This window comes from Acidimicrobiia bacterium (genome assembly GCA_041394025.1).
In the GTDB taxonomy this organism is placed as follows: Bacteria; Actinomycetota; Acidimicrobiia; order IMCC26256; family JAOSJL01; genus JAOSJL01.
The window spans coordinates 1,019,152-1,040,373 of sequence record JAWKJA010000002.1 but is presented as its reverse complement, the minus strand read 5'-3'; the positions used below and the strand labels follow the sequence as shown (position 1 = coordinate 1,040,373).

Annotated in this window: 14 protein-coding genes; 7 read left to right on the top strand and 7 right to left on the bottom strand. The window is 68.5% G+C overall.

Annotated elements, in window-relative coordinates:
* The first annotated feature begins 38 nt into the window (after positions 1-38).
* Positions 39-1,796 (top strand): nitric oxide reductase activation protein, encoded by a 1,758-nt coding sequence (locus tag R3A49_04820; protein MEZ5170054.1) that lies wholly within the window; start codon positions 39-41, stop codon positions 1,794-1,796.
* Positions 1,781-4,423: a PEP-utilizing enzyme gene (locus R3A49_04815; GenBank protein MEZ5170053.1), complete on the top strand. Its 2,643-nt coding sequence runs from the start codon at positions 1,781-1,783 to the stop codon at positions 4,421-4,423. Before R3A49_04820 ends, R3A49_04815 begins: the two co-directional genes overlap by 16 nt.
* Here R3A49_04815 and R3A49_04810 read toward each other — a convergent pair.
* Positions 4,405-5,940 (bottom strand): AMP-binding protein, encoded by a 1,536-nt coding sequence (locus R3A49_04810; protein ID MEZ5170052.1) that lies wholly within the window; start codon positions 5,938-5,940, stop codon positions 4,405-4,407. The genes R3A49_04815 and R3A49_04810 overlap by 19 nt on opposite strands.
* A gap of 79 nt (positions 5,941-6,019) precedes the next feature.
* Between R3A49_04810 and R3A49_04805 the strand changes: the two genes are divergently transcribed.
* The 3 genes from R3A49_04805 to R3A49_04795 are packed head-to-tail and all read left to right on the top strand — an operon-like array spanning position 6,020 to position 10,691.
* On the top strand, positions 6,020-7,156 hold the full coding sequence (locus R3A49_04805; GenBank protein MEZ5170051.1) for a nitronate monooxygenase family protein: 1,137 nt from the start codon (positions 6,020-6,022) through the stop codon (positions 7,154-7,156).
* Positions 7,157-7,183: 27 nt separating this feature from the next.
* Positions 7,184-9,901: an NAD-dependent epimerase/dehydratase family protein gene (locus R3A49_04800; protein ID MEZ5170050.1), complete on the top strand. Its 2,718-nt coding sequence runs from the start codon at positions 7,184-7,186 to the stop codon at positions 9,899-9,901.
* A 1-nt stretch (position 9,902) separates the two neighbouring features.
* Complete coding sequence (locus R3A49_04795) at positions 9,903-10,691, top strand: CbbQ/NirQ/NorQ/GpvN family protein (protein ID MEZ5170049.1); 789 nt, start codon at positions 9,903-9,905, stop codon at positions 10,689-10,691.
* Positions 10,692-10,695: 4 nt separating this feature from the next.
* Here the strand turns inward: R3A49_04795 and R3A49_04790 are convergent, their stop codons facing one another.
* Positions 10,696-11,625 carry a 3-keto-5-aminohexanoate cleavage protein gene (locus tag R3A49_04790; GenBank protein ID MEZ5170048.1) on the bottom strand — a complete coding sequence of 310 codons (930 nt, stop codon included), beginning with the start codon at positions 11,623-11,625 and terminating at the stop codon, positions 10,696-10,698.
* Between the two features lie 7 nt (positions 11,626-11,632).
* Complete coding sequence (locus R3A49_04785; protein ID MEZ5170047.1) at positions 11,633-12,877, bottom strand: ABC transporter substrate-binding protein; 1,245 nt, start codon at positions 12,875-12,877, stop codon at positions 11,633-11,635.
* A gap of 105 nt (positions 12,878-12,982) precedes the next feature.
* On the opposite strand from R3A49_04785, the gene R3A49_04780 reads away from it, so the two are divergent.
* Positions 12,983-14,290 (top strand): FAD-dependent oxidoreductase, encoded by a 1,308-nt coding sequence (locus R3A49_04780; GenBank protein MEZ5170046.1) that lies wholly within the window; start codon positions 12,983-12,985, stop codon positions 14,288-14,290.
* Positions 14,291-14,315: 25 nt separating this feature from the next.
* A complete protein-coding gene (locus R3A49_04775; protein MEZ5170045.1) occupies positions 14,316-15,284 on the top strand; it encodes a hypothetical protein in 969 nt (322 codons plus the stop codon).
* Positions 15,285-15,299: 15 nt separating this feature from the next.
* Here the strand turns inward: R3A49_04775 and R3A49_04770 are convergent, their stop codons facing one another.
* From R3A49_04770 to R3A49_04755, 4 genes are all read right to left on the bottom strand, one after another.
* Positions 15,300-16,013: an ABC transporter ATP-binding protein gene (locus R3A49_04770; GenBank protein ID MEZ5170044.1), complete on the bottom strand. Its 714-nt coding sequence runs from the start codon at positions 16,011-16,013 to the stop codon at positions 15,300-15,302.
* On the bottom strand, positions 16,010-18,706 hold the full coding sequence (locus R3A49_04765) for a branched-chain amino acid ABC transporter permease/ATP-binding protein (protein MEZ5170043.1): 2,697 nt from the start codon (positions 18,704-18,706) through the stop codon (positions 16,010-16,012). The genes R3A49_04770 and R3A49_04765 overlap by 4 nt, the downstream gene beginning before the upstream one ends.
* 75 nt (positions 18,707-18,781) lie before the next feature.
* Positions 18,782-20,020, bottom strand: coding sequence for an ABC transporter substrate-binding protein (locus tag R3A49_04760; GenBank protein MEZ5170042.1), 1,239 nt, complete (start codon positions 20,018-20,020; stop codon positions 18,782-18,784).
* Positions 20,021-20,093: 73 nt separating this feature from the next.
* A complete protein-coding gene (locus R3A49_04755; GenBank protein MEZ5170041.1) occupies positions 20,094-21,212 on the bottom strand; it encodes a spirocyclase AveC family protein in 1,119 nt (372 codons plus the stop codon).
* Positions 21,213-21,222 lie beyond the last annotated feature (10 nt).

The following is a 21,222-nucleotide window of genomic DNA, read 5'->3' as shown; positions in this document are numbered from 1 at the left end:
TACGATATCGGTCCCGTACCCGCGCCACCGGAGATCGTGTGCCCGTATCCGACGACACCGACGATATCCCCGAGCGAGCGCGGCCCGGGGTCGAGAGCGAGCGCTACCGGCTCCTGGCGTCGGCGCTCGCCGGCCGCCCGGTCGAGGTCGCGCCCCATCGGGAGGGGGAGGCACCCTTCACCGACGGAGCGACGATCTTCGTGTCGCCCGACCCTGCCGCCGGGTGGCCGGGCACCCGCGCGGAGGTCGCGGCACAGGCGGCACTGCTGGGAGGTCACTCCCTGGACCGCCCGATCCTGAAACGCCTGTCGGGGCACCCCCGGGTCACGAGCCGCTACCTGGCGCTCGAGTCGTGCCGCTTGGCGGCCGGGGGCGGACTCCCTCCCGGTGTGCGAATCCCGACGCCCGAGGGCATCCCCGTCACACGGAGCCCCGAGGAGTCACTCGAGACCGCGCTGGGCGACCCGACGGTGCCCGACCCACCACCGGAGTGGGGGACCATTCGCCCGCGCCGTGTGCTGCGTCGCGACCGCGGCGACGACGGTGGGGTCCCGACCCGCCAAGATCTCCGGAGGAGTCCACGCGACGACGACCTGCCCGATCTCGACGAGAGCGAGGAGACTCAGGACCCGGGAAGGGTGGCCGAGAAGTTCAGCGCGCCGGTCGGTGGCCGGGGGCCGGTGGCGAGGCTTCTCCACAAGGTGCTGGGGCTCGGACGCGAGGAGGGCTCCGGCCCGGCGGGTGCCGAACTGCCCACGGGCAGGGGCCGCGCGGTCGCGCGGCGGGGCAAGCACGCCGTGGTGTCGCTCGTCCCCGTCGATCCCACGGTGGCCGAGCAGCCGCTCGTCCCGGGGCACGCCGTGTACCCCGAGTGGAACGCTCACAAGAGGCGCTACAGGCCAGGCTGGTGCACCGTCGTGGAGGTGGAGCCGCCGCACGACCGGCCTCCCCGCGACCTCGGATCGGCGTCCGACGATGTGCTGCGCAGGCGCCTGGCGCGCCTGGGCGTCGGCTTGCAGCGAAACCGGCGTCGACCGCAGGGCGACGATCTGGATCTCGACGCGGTCGTCGACCGGCAGGTGGAGTTGGCCGTCGGTCACGCTGCGGCCCGTGACGTCGACGTGCCCCAGGAGATCGACGAGGACGTGTACCTCGAGAACCTGCGGACCCGGCGCGACCTGTCGGTCCTGGTACTCCTCGACATCTCGGGGTCGGGAGCGGAGCGCAGCCCCGCCGGCCGCTCGGTCCACGACCACCAGCGTGCCGCCGCGGCCAGGTTGCTCGACGCACTGGCGAGTCTGGGAGACCGCGTGGCGGCCTACGGCTTCCGGTCCCGGGGTCGTTCCGCCGTCCACATGGTGCGGGTCAAGACCTTCGACGACCACTACGGTGCCGAGACGCTCCGCCGTCTCGCTGTTCTCGAGCCGGGTTCGTACACGCGTCTCGGTGCCGCCGTGCGCCATGGATCCCACCTCCTCGAGACACACGGTGGGACGGAGCAACGCCTCCTCGTCGTCCTCTCGGACGGCTTCGCCTACGACGACGGGTACGAGGGAACCTACGGGGAGGCGGATGCCCGTCGCGCGCTCGCCGAGGCGCGACGCAACGGAATCGGCTGCCTGTGCCTGTCGATCGGAGGTCGGACCGATGCCGCCGCGCTGCAACGCGTCTTCGGCACGTCGGCGCACGCCCGTGCGCCCGATGTCGACATGATACGCGGCGACCTCGGCCGTCTCTTCCGGCAGGCGATACGGTCGGCCGACCAACGACGGGAGAAGAGATGCGGGTCCTGGTAACGGGTGGAACGGGGGCGTTCGGTCGCGCCGTTGCCCGTCGGCTCACCCGGCTGGGTGCCGATCCGGTCGCTCTGGCACGCCACGAGCCGGTGTCCCTCCCGCCGGGAGTCGGCTTCATCGCCGGGGACGTTGCCGACGCCGCCAGTGTGGCGTCAGCGCTCCTGGGATGCGACGCCGTTGTGCACCTGGCCTGGATGATGAGTGCCGCCGGCGAGACCGCCGACACCCGTGACATCAATGTCGGTGGGAGCGCGAACGTCCTGGCCGCCATGGAGAGCACCGGTTGCCGGCGTCTGGTGTTCGCCTCTTCGGTCACCGTCTACGGGAGTGCGCGTCACCATCCCGCGCCCTTCCGGGAAGACGACCAACCGCGACCTGATCCCGCCTTCGAGTACGCGCACCACAAGATGGAGGTAGAGGATCTCATCGCTGCCGCAGACGTCGACGCCGTCGTGGCGAGGGTGGCGGCGACACTGGGGCGCGGAATCGACAACGCGGTCACACAGCAGTTTGCAGGACCCGTGTTCCCTGCGGTGCGGGGTGACACGAACCGTTGGCAGCTCGTCCACCAGGAGGACGTCGGCCGCTTTCTCGCCGAGGCTGCCATCTCCCCCCGGACCGGCACGGTCAACCTGGCCGCCGATGACGTCCTGAGCCCCGAGGAGCTCGGCGAACTTGTCGAGCGGCCGACGCCGCGGCTCCCCGAATGTGTCGCCACCGGGATGGTCGGGGTGATGGCGGCGTTGGGTGTCACCGAGATGGATCCGGCTGCCTACGACGGGCTCCGGTACATGCCCGTCGTCGACACCACGCGTCTGCGCGAAGAATGGGGCTTCCGGTGCGCGTGGACCAGCGCCGAGACCGCCCGTGACGCCGCACGTTCCCTCACGCGCAGCACCTACGTGGGTCGTTACCGAGTTCCACGGCGGCGGCGTCTGCCGTGGGTGGAGCCACCACCGGGCAACTGGCCGCGTCTCGACGGCGGTGACCTCCTTCCCGCGGCTCCCGAGGGGGTGGCGGGGGAGTTCGACGACGCGGTTCACCCCGACTTCGACGTCTTCACCGCCACGAATCTGTCGGAGGCGTTTCCCGGGCCGCTCACACCGATGTCGGTGACCGTGTCGATCAGCGCGCTACGGGCGGGTCAGACCTATCTCGTCGACTTCCTGGGAATGTCGGGCGAGGTTCGTCACGAGGCGACGGTCCGCATGGTGTCCGTGTTCGGGCACCACATATACCTCAACGTGTCGCTCGCCCGTGAGACGACCGAGGGGCTCCCGGGGATCACGCCCGAGGACATGGACAGCCAGTACCTCGGAATTCCCGTGCCGGAGGACTTCGAGCGGCCCGCGATGACTCCCCGCGAGGTGCTCACGGCGCTTCGTATCGTCGGGCGCACGGCACCGCCCGTGATCGGGCTCCGCGGTGAGGGACGGCGGTTGGCGGGGCGGGTCGACACGTTGGTCGTGGGCACAGATGTGCTCGAAGAGCTCAGCGATGCCGGACTGGAGGCGCGTGTCGGCGTGCTGCGCGACGAGCTCGCCCAGTGCTGGGCCGCCGTCATCATCGCCAACCCTGTCGCCGGTGCCGCCGTGTCCGCTGTCGAGCGACTCCGCGGCCCCGAGGCCGTGGGTGCGCTGCATGTCGGCGACGACGGTCTGGCCAGTGCCAACGCGATCGCAGGCGTGGAAGTGCTGGCCGACCATCTCCGCGCAGCGCCCGCGTTGAAAGGCTGGTTGGACGACACCCCACCAGAGGAGCGCGTGAAGCGTCTCGACGACCGGGATCCCGGGTTCGCCCGGGAGTTCGCCGAGTTGCGGCGGCAAGTGGGTCACCGTGGACCGGGTGAGCTCGAACTGGCCAACGATGTCTTCGACGACACCCCCGACCGACTTCTCGACGTGATCGTGAAGACGGCGGACACTCCATCGAGCGGGACCCTGTCGCCCGGTCGTCGGGGAGCGGTTGAACGTCTGGCAACCTCGCTCCTGTCGATGCGTGAGGACATTCGGGACACCACAGTGCGCCTCACACACGAGTTGCGCAAGGCCCTGCGTGAGCAGGGGCGTCGCCTGGCAGCCGGTGGGACGCTCCCCGAGCCCGACGACATCTGGTACCTGGCGGTCGACGAGGCGTTCACCCCGCCCTCCGATGCAGCTGACCGTGTCGTACGTCGCCGCGCCGAGCGGGAACGGTTGCGTGACTATTCGATGCCGTCGATGTTCACCCGCTCATGGTCCGAGGCGGCGCTCGGAGGGTCGGCGACACCCGAGCCCGACGAGTCAACCGAGTGCGGTGAGGTGCGCGGGATCGCAGCCGCGCCGGGGCGGGCCCAGGGACCGGCGCGGATCGTCGACTCCGGCGATCAACTCGAGCCCGGAGACGTCCTCGTCACCCACGTGACGGACACCGGTTGGACTCCGTTCTTCGCGATGGCATCTGCCGTCGTCACGGATGTGGGCGGGCTGATGTCGCACCCGGCGATCGTCGCCCGTGAGTACGGGATTCCCTGCGTCGTCGGTGCCGCCGACGCGACGCGACGGCTCACCGACGGCCAGATCGTCGAGGTCGACGGCGATGCGGGGATCGTGCGGGTGGTGGACGACGGTCAGTCCCCACCGGGGTAGCCGCCGCCGCCGAACTGCGCGTCGAGGGCGTCGTAGTCGGTCTCGTTCCCCCGCTTCGGCAGTGCGTCGACGAACTCCACCGTGCGCGGCTTCTTGTACGACGCGATCGTCGAGCGACAGTGTTCGATGAGGTCCTCGGCGGTGACCGACCTGCCATCCTCCAGAACGATGATGGCCTTCACACTCTGCTCCCACTTCTCATCGGGCACACCGATGATCGCTGCGTCGGCCACGGCGTCGTGGCGCTTCAGGGCCGCCTCGACCTCGGCGGGGTAGATGTTCTCCGCCGCCGACTTGACGATCCGGGTCATGGGTCCGACGAAGCGGATCGTCCCGTCGGCCTCGCGGACACCGAGGTCGTTCGTGTGGTGCCACCCACCGCGCTGCCGGCGGTCGTTGAGCTCGGGCCGGCGGTCGTAACCGACCATGACGGTGAGGCCGCGCACGACGATCTCACCGGTCTCCCCGGTGGCGACCTCGTTTCCCTCGGGATCCACGATCCTGACCTGAGCGAAGGGTGAGGGACGTCCGGCGTTGCCGGTCCCGGGACCGAGCGCCCCGAACGTGATGAGCCCCATGACCTCGGTCTGGCCGTAGCCACCACGGTGGCGGGCGCGCGGTGATGTGTCGAGGGTGACCATCTCGTTCCAGGCGTCCGGACCGGGATTGGCCCGCAGCGACGAGAGGTCGTAGCGTCGATCGGCGTTGACCTCCACGATCTGGGCGATCGTCGGCGGGCGCAGGAAGGCCCCGGTGCACCGCTCGGAGTCGATGAGACGGCAGAGCTCCTCCGCGTCGACACGCGGGGTGAAGACGTTCACACCACCCATCTGGAAGGTGGCGAGGGTGAGCATGAGCGTACCGACGTGGAACATCGGCCCGCAGTTGAGATACCGGTACTCGTGGTCGACGCCCTGGAGCATCGCCATGAGCACACTCTGGGTCACGATGGCCGTGTGGTCGAGCAGGGCGCCGTTGGGCCGTCCCTCGAACGCCGCTGTGTAGACGTCGAGAACGGGGGTGGCTGGGTCGACGTCGAGGTCCGGGTCAGTCGGAGACGCGTCGCCCAGGAGAGCCTCGTACTCGTCTGAGTTCGGATCGGTGGCAGAGTCCAGCTGTACCCAGCGTGACGATGACGACGCGCGCTCACGACCCACACGCACGGAGTCGCCGATCTCTGCCTCCTGCCACAGGACCGTGTGAGCCTCTACGTCGTCGATCACGAAGGTCAGCTCCTCGGGGGACTGGCGCCAGTTGACCGGACAGCAGATCCCGCCGAGCTTCGCGGTAGCGAGGAGCGCTTCGAGAAGACGCGACGAGTTCTGCGCCAGCCACAGGATCCGGTCTCCCGCAGCGAAGCCGTCGGCGTTCAGGGCGTTGGCGAGCCGGTTGACGCGGTCGTCGAGCTCGGGCCATGTGTGCCGCACATCCCCGTCGACGGTGGCTGTCTTCCCTGGGCGGCTCCGACGGTGCTCGCGCAGGACGTCGCCGAGGGTGAGGCTGCGGGGGTCGGTCATGGGGTCGCGGCTCCGTTTCGTGCCTGAGATGGAAGCAGCATAATCATTTAGACTTATCGCGATTCCCCCGGGAGGCACCGTGAACACGACAGTCCGCGACATGCTGGGTATCGAGTTCCCGATCCTGGCGTTCAGCCACTGCCGTGACGTGGTGGCGGCGGTCACCAACGCCGGTGGCATGGGCGTTCTCGGTGCCACCGCTCTCACTCCCGAGGAGCTGGAGGTGGAGCTCGACTGGATCGAGGGTGAGGTCGGGGGCCGACCGTTCGGCGTCGACCTGCTCTTCCCCGCCAGCTACGTGGGCGACGAATCCGACCTCGACCCGACGGCCCTCGCGGAGCTGATTCCCGATGAGCACCGGGCGTTTCTCGGCGATCTCCTCGAGCGCTACGAGGTGCCGGAGATACCCGAGGGTGTCGTCGAGCAGAGCTTCGCGAAGATGACTGTCGCCCACGAGCGGGTGGGACAACTGGCCGACATCGCCTTCGCACACCCGATCCGTCTGATCGCCAACGCCCTCGGCCCACCGCCACCGATGATGATCGAGGAGGCGCACGCACGCGACATCCCGGTCGCCGCACTTGCCGGGACCCGGGCGCATGCCGCGCGCAACGCCCAGGTCGGTGCCGACATCATCGTCGCCCAGGGATACGAGGCCGGTGGGCACACGGGAACGATCTCGACGATGGTCCTCGTTCCCGAGGTCGTCGACGAGGTGGCCCCCGTCCCGGTGCTCGCGGCCGGTGGCATCGGCGACGGCCGGCAGGTTGCTGCGGCCCTGGCACTGGGTGCCGAGGGAGTGTGGACCGGCTCGGTCTGGCTGACCACCGAGGAGGCCGAGACCCACCCGGTCGTCAAGGACAAGTTCCTCGCAGCCGGGAGTGGTGACACCGTGCGTTCGCGGTCCATCACCGGCAAGCCGGCCCGGCAGCTGCGCACCGCGTGGACCGACGAGTGGGAGTCTGATGAGTCGCCCGGCCCTCTACCGATGCCGCTCCAGCCGATGCTGGTCGACGATGCACGCGCTCGCATCGCCCGTGCCTCGACGACACCGGGTTCGGGCGCCGAGAAGCTCGCCAACTACTTCGTGGGTCAGGTCGTGGGCAGTATGAATTCCGTGAAGCCCGCCCGGCGAGTGATGCTGGAACTCATCGAGGGGTTCGCCGACACGGTCGAACGCCTCGAGGCACTGGCCGACACGGCAGGAGAGAAGTAGCCACGTGGACACCGGACCGATCCGTCCATGAGGGTCCTCGTCACGGGTGCCAGCGGCGTCTTCGGCCGTGACATCTGCACGCGTCTCGTCCGGGAAGGCGTGGACGTCGTGGCCATGGCGCGACGCGATGTCACCGTCCCCGGAGTGGAGTTCGTCAGCGCCGACATCCGTGACACCGAGGCCGTCGAGAAGGCAATGGTCGGCGCCGATGTGGTCGTGCACCTGGCATGGGCTGTCACGCCGCTTCGCACCGAGGAGGAGACCCGCGACGTCAACATCGGTGGGAGCACCAACGTGCTGCGGGCCATGGAGGCAACAGGCTGCCCCCGCATCGTGTTCTCGTCGTCGGCCACGGTCTACGGATCCCATCCCGACAACCCGCCCGTGTTCACCGAGTCGGATCCGCTTCGCCCGGCACCTGACATCTACTACGCGGCGCACAAGGCCGAGGTGGAGGGACTCATCGCCGACGCAGGTGTCCCGTCCGTCGTGACCCGCAGCTCACCGGCCGCAGGTCGACATCTCGACAACTACGAGTTCCGCATGTTCGCCACTCCCGTTCTGATGTCGGCGAAAGGAGAAACGCCGGTCTGGCAGTTCATGCACGACGAGGACATCGGCCGGTTCCACGCCGAGGCGATCTTGAGCGACCGCACCGGGGTCGTGAACGTGGCGCCGCCCGACGGCGGGATGACCATTCCCGAGATAGCAGGGATTCTGGGCAAGAAGGTCGTTGAGATTCCGCTGTCCGCGATGCAGCGGGTGGTCGAAATCGGTTGGAAGTACAACCTGATCGAGATGGACCCTCCGTCACTCGCCGGGTACCGGTGGATGCCCGTGCTCGACGACAAGCGGCTGCGGGAGGAGTGGGATTTCCAGTGCGCGTGGACCGGGCGCGAGGCTCTCGAAGACCTGGCCCGGGTGCTCTCGCGTACCGTCTACATCGGTCCTCACCGCATCGACCTCCCCTGGCGCCTTGCGTACGTCGATACGAACCCTCCACGCGATCTTCCTCCGTATGACGGTCCGGATGGATCGGATGCGTCGACCGACGCCGGGCTGGCCGACGCGGCACCCGCAGAGCTCAGAGGTGAGTTCGACAGCCCGATCGACCCGACGTATCCCACCTACTCGGCCACCAACCTTTCCGAGGCGTTTCCGGGCCCGATGACACCGCTGTCGCTGTCGGTTTCTCTCGACGCCATGCTCGCCGCGAGCGACGGCATGGTCGACTTCCTCGACCTGAGAGACGAGATCGCGCATGCCCAGCGCGGTCGGGGCGCCGGAAGCTTCGGTCACAGGATCTACGCCAACGTCTCGGTCGTTCGCGAGATGGCCGCCGCGATGCCGGGTATGTCGCCCGAGGACATCGACGAGCAGTTCCTGGGTATCCACCACGCGAACCGGGAGGCGTCGTCGATGTCTCTGTCGGAGGCACTCGACTCGTTGCGTCTGTTGGCGCACACGGGCCCGAAGCTGCTGGGGTTCCGAGGGGAGATCGGACGTTCCGAACGCGAGGCCGCGACGCTTCCCGCATCGCCCGACGAGTTGGGCGCCAAAGAGGATGCCGAGCTCCTCGCCCACATCGAGCTCCTGCACGACGAGCTGTGCCAGGCCTGGAACGTGGCGTGCATCTCCAACATGATCGCCGCCGGCGCACAGTCGGCGGCGGAGAAGATCTCGGGTGTCGAGGCGTTCGACCTCGAGCGCGGCGGGGTCGACGACCTCCAGAGTGCCGGTGCCCTGGTCGGTGTGAGGCGACTCGCAGACCTGGCAGCCCGGTGTCGGCAGCTCGGCTCGTTCCTCACGACACGCTCACCGGAGGAGGTGCTGGCAGCCATCCGACCCGGAGACCGCCCGACGGGTGGTGCAGGAGACGACGGCGAACCCGTCGACGGCCTCAGCGAGTTCGCTACGTGGTTCGAGGACCTGGTCGAACGCTACGGACACCGTGGACCCGGCGAGACCGAGCTCGAGAACGAAATGTTCTCGGATCGGCCGGTTCTCCTCCTCGATTCGGTCATCAAGGCTGTCAAAGCGCCGACCCCTGCCTCCACGCCGCCCGCGACTCGGCGCGCACTACGGGAACGGATCGCCGCACGGATGATGAACAACGCCATGCGTCAGCGCGAGCAGGCCCGTGACCCGATCGTCCGACTCACCCATGGATTGCGACGTGCTGTTCGGGAGCGCGCCCGGAGGCTGGTGGCTCTCGGCGCCCTCGTCGACCCATCGGACGTCTTCTACCTGTCGTACCGGGAGCTGCTCGCGTCCACGGCGGTCGGCGCCGACACCATCGCCCGCCGACGCGAGGAGCGGAAGCGGCTCGCCGCGCTGAGGATGCCCAATCACTTCACCGGCATCTGGGACACCGACGCGGCCGGGGTCGACGAATCCGACGATCCCGACACGGCTGAGGGCTCCGCCGTGAGCGGAATACCGGCGTCACCGGGAACGGTGCGAGGTCGGGTCCGCATTCTCACCGACGTCAGTGACGATCTCGACCCGGGCGACGTCCTCGTCGCCCACATCACCGACACCGGCTGGACCCCGCTCTTCGCCTTCGCGGGGGCCGTCGTGACTGACGTGGGGGGCGTTCTGTCGCATCCGGCCGTCGTGGCCCGGGAGTTCGGCGTGCCGTGCGTTGTCGGCACCGAGAACGCCACGCGCGTGTTGCACGACGGCCAGACTGTGGAGGTCGACGGCGACACCGGCACGATCCGTGTCGTCGAGAAAGGCGCCTGACGTGCCCGGACGCCCCTACTACGAGCCCGTGGGAAACGAGGAGCGCATCTTCGTGGCCGCCCACGAACAGGGTTTGACCATCCTGCTCAAGGGTCCCACCGGATGCGGCAAGACGCGGTTCATCGAAGCGATGGCGCATGATGTGGGTCGCCCGTTGATCACGGTCGCCTGCCACGAGGATCTCACGGCCGCCGACCTGGTCGGTCGTTTCCTGCTCAAGGGTGGGGACACCGAGTGGGTCGACGGCCCACTCACGACCGCCGTCCGGTCGGGGTCGATCTGCTACCTCGACGAGATCGTCGAGGCCCGCCAGGACACCACCGTCGTGCTGCATCCCCTCGCAGACCACCGTCGGGAGCTGCCGCTCGAGCGACGGGGGGAGACGCTGCGTGCGGCCGACGGCTTCGGGCTCGTGGTCAGCTACAACCCCGGCTACCAGAGCGTCCTGAAGGATCTCAAGGACTCGACACGCCAGCGCATGATCTCCATCGAGCTGGGCTTCCCGCCGCCCGAGGTGGAGGAGAAGGTCGTCGCGCACGAGACGGGCCTCGACGGCACCCGGCCGGCCGAGCTCGTGGCACTGGCGCAGGCCATCCGGAAGCTCGAGAGCAGCGGTCTACGGGAGGTGGCTTCCACCCGGGTGCTCATCGCGGCGGGTCGGCTGATCGCGGCCGGTGTACCGCCACGCGAGGCGGCTACCGCCGCCGTCACCGGGCCCCTGACCGACGATCCCGGTCTGGAGACCGGACTCCTCGAGATGGTCGACGCCTACGTGACCGACGTTCACTGACGCATCAAACCCGGAGGCCGAGGCGGTTCCTGACGTCGTCGGCCGTCGCCGGTCTCAGGCCGTAACCGGCGATGAGCTCCACGGCGCGTTCCACGAGCTCGGTGTTCGTGGATGTGGCAAAGGCCTCCGGGTTGTCGCCGATACCGACGCGGATGTTCTGACCGCGCTCGAGGCCGTGCCTCCACAGGGTTTCGACGTCGTCGGCTTTCGACATCGCGTAGGGCACCACGAGCCCCTCGTGATCCACGCCGTCGGGAACCTGGGAAAGGTAGGCGTCGAGTCCCGCGGGGGTGGGGAACGTGCCGCCGACCCACCGTTCCGACAGGAACCACTTGAGGAGCAGAGGAGGTTTCAGCAGGCCCGCCCAGAGCGCGTGGATCGAGTACCGAAGATACGTCATGTCGAAGACGCCCAGCGTGGGATGCAGTCCACGCTCGGCGGCCCGGGCGATGACCCACTCGATCTCGTCGGGAGGGTTGAGCGCCACCTGGCTCTCGGCCGGCAGGATCCCGAGGGGCGCGAACCGCTGCTTGTCTGGCTCCCACAACGACACGTTGCGCGAGCCGATGTCGATCGGCGCCAGCTCCAGCGGGGCCGTCGAGGGCTCGTCGGCCAGCGCCCACAGGTGGCGGTACCGCTCCTCCCGGTCGACGCGGGGCGGATAGGTGGGGTAGGTGACGAGGTCCGCCTCCTCGGCGATGAGCTCCATCGCCCGCCGGTAGACACCGTCGTCGGTCCACGCCTGCGTACCGTCGCCGTGGCGGGCGTGGAAGTGGATCACGGATGCGCCGGCCTGCGCGCACGCGATCGCGTCCGCCGCCACTTCGTCGGGGCCGTACGGGATGTTGGCGTTGCGATCCTTCGACGCAACCTCGTTGAGACCGACCTCGACGTAGACCTTTCCCGCGTCCCGCAGGCTGGGCGCCGACGTCACCCCGTGATCAACCGGAAGGCGGCGTGGTGGGGTTGACCCAGTCGCCCGTGATGGGTGTGATCTCGCCGTCCTCCACGCGCATGTACATGACGTCGGGGTTGAAGATCCGCGTGATCACGCCGGGGAACAGTGTGTTGTCGGGTTCCTGGTAGGAGAACGGTGCCACGAGGCCGAGATCGACCTCGCCCGTGCCGTTCAACGCCCCGAAGAGGGACGCCGCGGTGACGGGGCCGGTGATGCCCTCGGCCACCTGGGCGACGAGCTTCACCGAGGCATAGGAGTTCATCGACACGTCGTTCTTGGCGACGTTCTCGTCGATGGCGTCCATGTCATGGTTGAAGTCCTGCACTGCCGGGTCGTCCGATGTGGACGGGAGGTACGTGCCGGCGAAGTACAGGCCGTTCGACGCATCTCCGAGCTGCTCGATGTCGTCCTGGGTCAGTGAGGCGCCGTTGATCCCGAGGGCCGTGTCGGAGCCTCCGAGGAAGGACCCCTCGATGTAGCGGGAGGCGTCGCCCTGAGCGAGGGCGATGACGATCCCGTCGGGGTCGTTCGACTCCGCCGCGGCCACGATGGGTGCCGGGTCGGTCGTGCCGGGAGGCCAGGGGATCCTGTTGTCGACAGCGAGGCCACGCGGCTCCAGGGCGGCGTCGGCGAAGTCCACGGCGATCTCACCGGCTTCGATCTCGAGGAACACGGCATCGATCTTCTCGGCGCCCGCTTCGTCGGCCAGGATCGCCGCCTGTCCTGCGATGCCGGAGGGAGCGCCACCGGTGATCGGGAAGGAGTACTCGTTGGCGAAGTCCTCGAAGCCGATGGCGAAGTTACCGACCGACGGGATGCCCGCCTCGGCGAGTACAGGCATGTAGTTCACGTCGAAGGTCGTGAAGGCACCCACCACCGCCACGGCACCCTCGTCGGCCGCCATGCGGGCGCATGCCGCCGTCTCGTTCGGGTCCTGCTTCTCGTCGCAGCCGATGACCTCGATCGGGCTTCCGTTCACGCCGCCGGCGTCGTTGATGGCCTTCGCCGCGGCCTGGGCGCCCACCTCGGCCTCGGGGCTCCCACCGGTCGAACCGGCCGGTGGCTCGTAGGTGGCGATCTGGACGACCGTGATGGGATCGCCGGTGAGCTCGGGAGGTGGCTCATTGCTGGACGTCTCCGAGGAGTCACCGTCACTGTCGCACGCCGCAGCCGCAAGCGTGAGGACCACGGCAACTCCCAACCACCGCAACAACGTGGACCGTCGCATCGGGTCATCTCCCCGGGTCTCGATTCGCCGCGTGTCACCTGCACGCGACCGCCGTGAGACGATAGCGTACAATCAGTCGTATTCGCTAGAGGTTTGAGGGGCCCCATGGCACGGGTGGTGGTCATCGGGGGCGGGATCGCCGGTCTGGGGGCGGCGTGGGCGCTCCGGAATCAGGGCATCGACGTCGTGGTTCTGGAGAAAGAGGAGGAAGCGGGCGGCCGGATGCGCTCCTTCAAGTGGGGTGACACCTGGATCGACCGGGGTGCCGGTGAGACGACGGGCGACTCCGTGGAGATGCGTGCGGCCGCGCGGGAGCTCGGCGTGAAGGAGATCCCCCATCACGGCAACGAGCACATGACCACGCGCGTCTACAAGGGGGGCGAGATCTACGAGGTCGACTCGATGGACCCCACCTCCTACCTGAAGTTCGGCGCCATCTCCTGGATGGGCCGGGCCCGCATGGCGGCGATCATCCCCGCGCTCCTCAAGCAGACCCGCATCAACCCCGACCACAAGCGTGAGCCCTGGCTGGCAGCGTGGGCCGACACGGAGTCGATCGACACGTGGTTGGGGCGTATCGCTCCCGAGTTCCTCGAGTTCGCCGCGGAGCCGATGCTCGCCGGACAGGCCAGCTGGGATCCGTCACAGCTCGGGAAGGGATTCTTTCTCCACCTCTTCACGAGTCACAAGCAGGTCGAGCTGCTCACTTTCGAAGAGGGGATGGGCCAGGTCACGCGTGCTCTGGCAGCAACCCTGGACGTCCGGACGGGCGCATCGGCGACGCGACTGGATGTCGGCGATCCACCGATGACCGTGAACTACGAGCAGGGTGGGGAGTCGAAGACCATCGACGCCGACCATGTGATCGTGGCCGTGCCCGGTACCCGGGTCCTCGACTTCGTGAACGGTCTCGACGAGCCGCGGCGTCGGTTCTTCCGGAGGGTCACCTACGTGCCTGCCGACTGGCTCACGCTGAAGATGCCCGAGCCCCCCGCGGGCCTCGAGGGAATGGTGTACTTCCCGCGCAAGGAAGACCGCGACATCGCCCGCGCCGGTTGGCACGAGTACCCGACGAACCCCGACGACTGGATGTTCACGATCCTCTGCAAGTACCAGTTCGCCCGTCAGATGCTCGACTGGAGCGGCGACGCCAAGTACCGCGCCAAGATCGACGCTCTGGAACGCTACTGGCCGAACATCGAATCGACGACGACCGAGTGGAAGCAGGTGGGATTTCGGGAGGGCATTCCCGCGTTCCCCACCGGCTACTGCAGGGATCTCGGCGAGTTCGTCCACCTGAAGCCGCTGTCCGGTATCAGCTTCGCCGGCGACTACCTGGCCGGCCCGGCGACGGAATACGCCTTCGAGACCGGACAGACCGCAGCGCGCGACGCGCTCGCGCGGATGGGATGACACTCACGAGCCACCCGGTTCACTGATGCGTTCGTACCGCGACGAACTGGCAACCCTCTCCGAGGCATACGCCGTGGCTCTCGCGGCCGATGTCGACGACCGTGTGCTCCGTCCGGCGCCGTGGCCCCTGCTGGCCGTCGGCTCCGGGGGCTCGGGCACCGTCGCCCGCTACATCGCGGACATCCATCGGCTGGCGTCGGGCGCCGTCACGGCGCCTCTCTCGCCCCTCGGAGTCGTCCGGAGCCCGCCGCCACCGCGCGGGACCCGCGTGGTCCTCGTCAGTGCCGCGGGATCCAACACCGACATCCTCGCGGCCTGGGAGCGAGTCGCGACGTGGGTCGGCACGGAAGTCGTCGTCCTGTGCGGCGAGCCCGACAGCGAGCTCGCGCACGCCGTACGCTCCGCCGGCGAGTCGCTGATCCTCCTCGACCGATACGGGGAGGAGAGCTTCGTTGCGTGTGCATCGCAACTCGTGCCGTCGGTCATCACGGCCAAGGCCGTCGGTGCCGACCTGCCCCGGCGCTACGAAGACCTGATAGGACCCGTACGGGGCGACATCGCGTCGCTGGGGGAGTTGTGGGGCAGGGAGGTCCTCGTCGCTCTCCACGGCGCCGAAGGTTCCGCTGCAGCGTCGGGCCTCGAGTCGAATTTCACTGAAGCGGCACTCGGAACGGTGTCACGCTGCGACTTCCGCGATCTCGCCCACGGTCGCTACCTCTGGCTCGAGAGGCAGGGAGCGCGAACCGGGATGGTGACGCTCGAGTCCGAGATCGACAGGTCGTTGGCTGACCGGACCGTCGACCTCGTGCCGGACCGGATTCCACGGGGGCGGGTGCGCCTCACCGGCCAGGGGCCCGTGGCCGGGCTCCAGGCGTTGGCGGCGGTGCTCGAGATGACCGCTGACGCGGGAGAGGAACGTGGGATCGATCCCGCGCAACCCGGGAAGGACCTGTTCGGGCCGGCGCTCTACGACCTCGAGCTACCCGGCCCCTAGACGCACCGCCTCGCGTCAGCGCTTCGAGCCGGTGTCGTCGACCTCGGGGCCGGCGAGGTACGACTGCTCGATGTCGCCGATCTGCTCCGCGAGCTCGTGCGCCGATCCCTGGAGCTCGATCCGTCCTCGCCGCATGACGCACGCGCGGTCGGCAACTTCGAGAGCCTGCCGGGCATGCTGCTCCACGAGGAGCACCCCCACGCCGTGGTCGGCCGCGGCCCGGACCTCCGCCATGAGGCGTCGCACCACGAGCGGTGCCAGACCGAGGGAGAGCTCGTCGGCCAGGAGGATACGGGGTTCGGACGCGAGGGCACGGGCGAGTGTCAGGATCTGCTGCTCACCTCCCGACAGGAGGCCCGCCTTGCGCCGCAACAGGGGCTCGAGCTCGGGAAACAGGTCGAGGGCGTCGGCGACCGCACCCCGGCCGAGTCGGAGGTTTCCGCCGGCCGACAACTGCATGAACACGGACCGCTCTTCGGGGACGAGCGCCAGCCCCCGGCGGGCCCGGTGGTGCAGCGGCTTCCGGGTCGCCTCGCCGTACAGTTCGACCGTGCCCGACAGGGGCTGCTGCACACCGGCGAGCGTCATGATCGTCGTCGTCTTGCCGGCGCCGTTGGGACCGAGCAGGGCCACCACCTCGCCCTCGTCGACGTGGAGGTCGAGGTCGCGTACGGCGGCGAGACTCCCGTAGCCGGCCGACATCTTCCGCGCCGCGATCAGTGTGCTCATGGAGCGTTCGCCGTGTCGGTGTCGAAGTCTCCGAGGTAGGCAATGACGACGGCGTCGTCGCTGCGGATCTCGTCGGGTGTTCCCTCCGCTATCTTCTCGCCGAAGTCGAGTGCGACGACGCGGTCACAGGTGCGCATGACCATCCCGACGTCGTGCTCGATGAGGAGCACGGCGAGGCCCCAGTCGTCGGCGAGACGCCGGATGAGGTCGCTCAGTTCATCGGTCTCGTTCTCGTCGAGGCCGGCGGCGGGCTCGTCGAGCAGGAGCACCGACGGCGCTGTCGCGACAGTGCGCGCGATGCCGACCAGCCGCCGCCGTCCGTAGGGCAGTTCGCCGGGCTTGCGCTCCAGATCGTCCTCCAGTCCGAACTCGCGTACCGCCGCCACCGCCGTCGGGCTGAGGGCCGGGTCCCCGGGCCAGACGAGGTCGGTCAGGTACGCCCACGGGTCCTTGCGGTCGGAACCCGTGCGGAGATTGTCGCGAACCGTCATGTCCTCGAAGAGCTCGAGCGATTGGAAGGAGCGACCGATGCCGGCGCGGGAGCGCTTGCGCGCGGTCCAGCGTGCGATCGACTCCCCGTCGAGGGTCACCCTTCCGTCGGCAGGTTTCACGAATCCGGTGGCGGCGTCGACGAGTGTCGTCTTTCCGGCCCCGTTGGGGCCGATGAGCCCCACGACCTCACCCGGCCGAACGGCCAGGGACACGGCGTCGAGGGCCACGACCCCGCCGAAACGGACGGTCAGGTCGCGCACCTCGAGCGTTCGGGGGGTGACCGGGTCGCGCCCGGTGGTCGGCAGCGGCCGTGCGTCGGGCACTCGGGGTGGTCCGATGATCCTGAGCCGCCTCAGGAGGGAACCCATCTGACGCTTGTTGAGAGGCACCAGCCCGTTGGGCTCCTGGAGCAGGATGGATATGAGCAGAGCGCCGGCGAAGAGCTGGAAGATCGTCTCCACGTCCTCGCCCAGAAAGGCGAAGACCTGCTCGCCGATCCCCCCGGGCGAGAGCGTGGAGCCCAGCAGCGGCCCGAGGATGAAGCCGATTCCCCCGATGACCGTGAAGACGACCGCATCGATGGATGCGAAGACCGTGAACGGCGTGAAGACGACCGTCGGATTCCGGAACGCGATGAGGATGCCGCCGACGGCGGCGATGGCTGCGGCGATGGCGAAGGCCACGAGCTTGGCGCCGAACACGCTGATTCCCAGTGCTGCCGCGGCACGTTCGTTCGTGCGCACGGCGATCAGTCGACGTCCGGCGCGGCCGCGGCGCAGGTTGGCGACGAGGAGCGCTGCCACCAGGAAGAAGAGCATGACGACGACGGCGTAGCGCTCCGGATGCCGAACGGAGCTGACGTCGATTCCGAGCAGCGTCACATCGCCGATCTGGGTGCCCTCGAACTTCCCGGTGAGCTCGGGATTCAGGAGGATCAGCCGCTCGATCACCAGCGCCAGTCCGAGGGTCGCCACGGCGAGGTTGACGCCGCGCGTGCGAAGGGCGGGTAGCGCCACAGCCAGGCCGACGGGGACGCAGAGAGCGATCCCGGCCAGGATTGCCAGTTCGAAGGAGATCCCGTAGTTGTCGATCAGCCGACCCGAGAACCAGGCCCCCATCCCGGCGAGGGCCATCTGTGCCAACGAGAGCTGTCCGGCATAGCCGGTGACGACCACGAGCGACAGGGCGACGATCGCGAAGATGCCGCTCGTCGTGAACGCCGAGATCCAGTCGTCGTCGAAGACGAACATCACGAGAGCGAGGCCCACGACCACGGCGCCGCTCACGAACCACGGGTTGACGCGCCCGTCACCGAGAAGAGGTGGTTTCTCTGCCCGCTCGCTGCGCAGGGGGAGGCCGCGCCCGCGGATCACGAGCACGGCGATGATCACGAGGAACGGAACCGACTTCGACCACCCGGGCGTGTCGATGTAGCGCGCCATCTCCGACTCGGCGATTCCGATGGCGAAGCCGGCGACGGCGGTGAGCGAGAAGGACGTGAAGCCGCCGACCAGCGCGGCCGCCAGGGCTGGGATCACGAGCAGCGTGAACAGGCCGGGATTGAGGCCGATGAGCGGCGCGAAGAGGATCGCCGCGACCCCGGCGAGAACTCCGGCGGCCGTCCAGTTCACGGCAGCGATGAGATTGGGGGAGCGCCCCAGGGCCGCCGTCGCGACCTGGTTCTCCGCCACCGCGGACGTGGCGAGCCCGAACCGCGTGTACCGGTAGATGAGGAACAGTGCGATCGACACGACGATGGCGACGGTGGCAAGGATCAGCCGGTCCCGAGAGATCGTGGTCCCGAAGATCTCGACCGTGTCGGTGGGCAGGATGCCGGACACGAGGCGGTTCTCGGCGCCGAAGTACCGCACCACGAAAGCCTGGAGGAGTACCAGGAGCCCCAGAGTGGCGATGAGGCGGGAGATGGCCGAGGCCCGCCGCAGGTTGTGCATGACGAGGAACTGGATGGCGGCCCCGATCGCGGCGCATGCCAGAACGGACACGAGGAACGCGAGCTTCCATTCCCATCCACGTTCGTCGCGGAGCTCGAAGAACAGGAAAGCGCCGACCATCCCGATGGCGCCCTGGGCGAAGTTGAGGATCCCCGACCCGCGGTAGACGAGGACGATGCCCTGTGCGGCCAGTGTGTACACGGCACCCGCGCCGAGGCCCAGCAACGCGAATCTGAGGGGCTCTTCCACGCGTGCCTACCTCTGTTCCTGTCGTGTGGTCATGGAAGGGCGTGGGGCTCGTGGGTCGGGAGGCCCCGTCCGGCCCTACGGGGCCACGAACGGGTTGATGAACTCGGGCTCGTCGGTCGTGAGGACGATCTCCCCACCTTCGATCACGGCGTACAGGACGTCGGGGTTGAACAGCCTCGAGATGGCGCCGCCGAAGATCGGTTCGGGAGGTGTGGCGAAGTCGAGCGGCGGCGTGATGCCGGTCTCCACGTTCGTCGCCGTACCGAGCGCCGAGATGAGCGTTGCGGGGTCGGAGACGTCACCCGTGGCGTCAGCGAGGACATCGGCGATGACGTGGACGCCGGCCCAGCCGTTCATCGAGCCGTCGTCGATCACGAGATCGGAGTCGTACTCGTCGACCTCGGCGAGGAAGTTCTCCACGCCGGGGTCATCGCTCTCGGTGATCGGGATGAAGTTCGACGTCACCAGCACACCTTCAGCCGAGGCACCGAGCGTCGATGCCGCATCCGGGGTGATCGCCGCCGAGGTCGACGCGATCGTCTGGTCGACACCCTGTTCGCTCGCCTGTTGGATCCAGCGCGGAGCGTCGTCCTCGCTCAGGACGAGGGCCACCGAGTCGGATCCGTCGGTCGCATCGGCGATGACCGACGACAGGTCGGGTGTCTCCACGGGCACGGGGGTCTCGGAGAAGATCTCGAGGCCCCGGGGCGTCAGCCCCTCCTGGAGGAGTACTCCCGCCTGAGCGCCCTCGGCGATGTCGAGGAAGCTCACGTTGATCCTCTCGGCGTCGCCGTCGGCGAGTTGCGCGCCCATCCCGGCCGTGGTGGCAGGGGCGCCGCCGATGATCGGGTACGAGAACTCGCTGCTGAACTCGCTGAAGCTGATGGCGAAGGGGGCGACCGTCGGGATTCCCGCCTCCTCGAGTGGCGGGACATAGGCGTCACCCGACGTCGTGAACGCCCCGACGACCGCCGTGGCTCCGTCGTCGACGGCATCCCGCGCGCACCCGGCCGCGGCGTTGGGGTCGAAACCGGCCTCGCACAACGTGATCTCGACGGGACTGTCCTGGACGCCTCCATCGGCGTTCACGGCGTCTGCAGCCACCTGGGCGGCATCGCCCACACGGCTGAGTTCGAGGCCCGTGTCGCCGCCGCCGTCGACGATGACGTGCAGCTTGACGGGCGCGCCCGTGAGGTCGGCGGTGTCGACCGAATCGCCACCGTTGCCGCTGTCCGACGACGAGCCGTTCTCGCATGCCGCGGCGGCGAGTGCGAGGCCGACGACAACAACCAACAATCGAATCGAACGGTGCATGTCGTCTCCCCCCGAGGCCGCGGGCTCCGGTCGCGAATCGTGTGACTGTACTAACTGATTGAGCGTCGGTCTATCACGACGGCGGAACGAGCCCACCGTCGGGGTCCACGTTGCCCGACCCGGGGAGCGGGATCGGGATCTCCGGCGCGGTGCAGGCGTAGTCGGTGCCCTCGCCGCACATCTCGTTCGTGAGGTAGCTCGGATAGCCCTCGGGCGTACGGCCGGCGTGCATCCCCGAGTACCAGATCGGCACCGTGTAGATGATCATCGCCAGGTTGGCGAATCCGATGATGGCGAGGAGCCGCAGGCCGGTCGTGTTCCTCCTACTCGCCCTCACACGATCGAGGCCGCGGTCGAGGAAGGTCCGGCCCCGATCGTCCCGGAAGAAGCGGATCGCTCCCATGGCCGTCCAGACCATCGGCCAGAAGAACGCCTCGTACACGGGGAACTGGTACCTCTCCCCGCCGAAGATCGACAGGCCGTGAATGGCTCCGTTGTAGGCGTAGAGCTCGGTCCGGATGAAGATGACCTCGCACAGGATGTCCCAGAAGAACAGGACGGCCCAGGCCGAGACCAGGAGCGCGAAAACCGACGTCTCGGGTCTGCGACGCTTGACGGCCCTCATGATCCCGAATGCCATCAACGCCGAGAGCGGACCCAACCAGAGGTAGATGACCCCGACGAACAGCACCGGCTCGGGGAGCTGGGACGCCTGTGGGCTGATCCATCCAGGGATCTGCTCGGTCCACGAGCCGAAGTTGATCATGCCGGAGTTGTAGAAGAACTGCTGACGGAAGTAGTTGAGCAGCGGGTCCTGCCAGTAGAGCGACATCCATGCGATCACGAGCATGGCGTCGAAGCTGAGACGGCGTTCCCGCAGGCTCTGCCGCACGACCCACACGACGAACACCAGCGCGAGGACGACCGAGAGAACCTGGAAGCCGACCACCCACACCTGTGTGGCCGTCGGCAGCGGGTCGGGACCCGTGTCGGTACGGGTGAAGTCGCTCGACGCGATCCACCGTGTGTAGATGTAGAACTGGAGGCAGACGAAGAAGGTGCCGAGTGCCGCCCAGAACAGGACCGGCCGGGCCTTCTTGCCTTCGAGCGCGCGAGCGGCGGCCGGGGTGCGCGATGGCCCGGACGGCCGCGTCGGTGTGTCGTCGGATGCGGGCTCCGCCGTCGTAGCCATCGGATTCCCC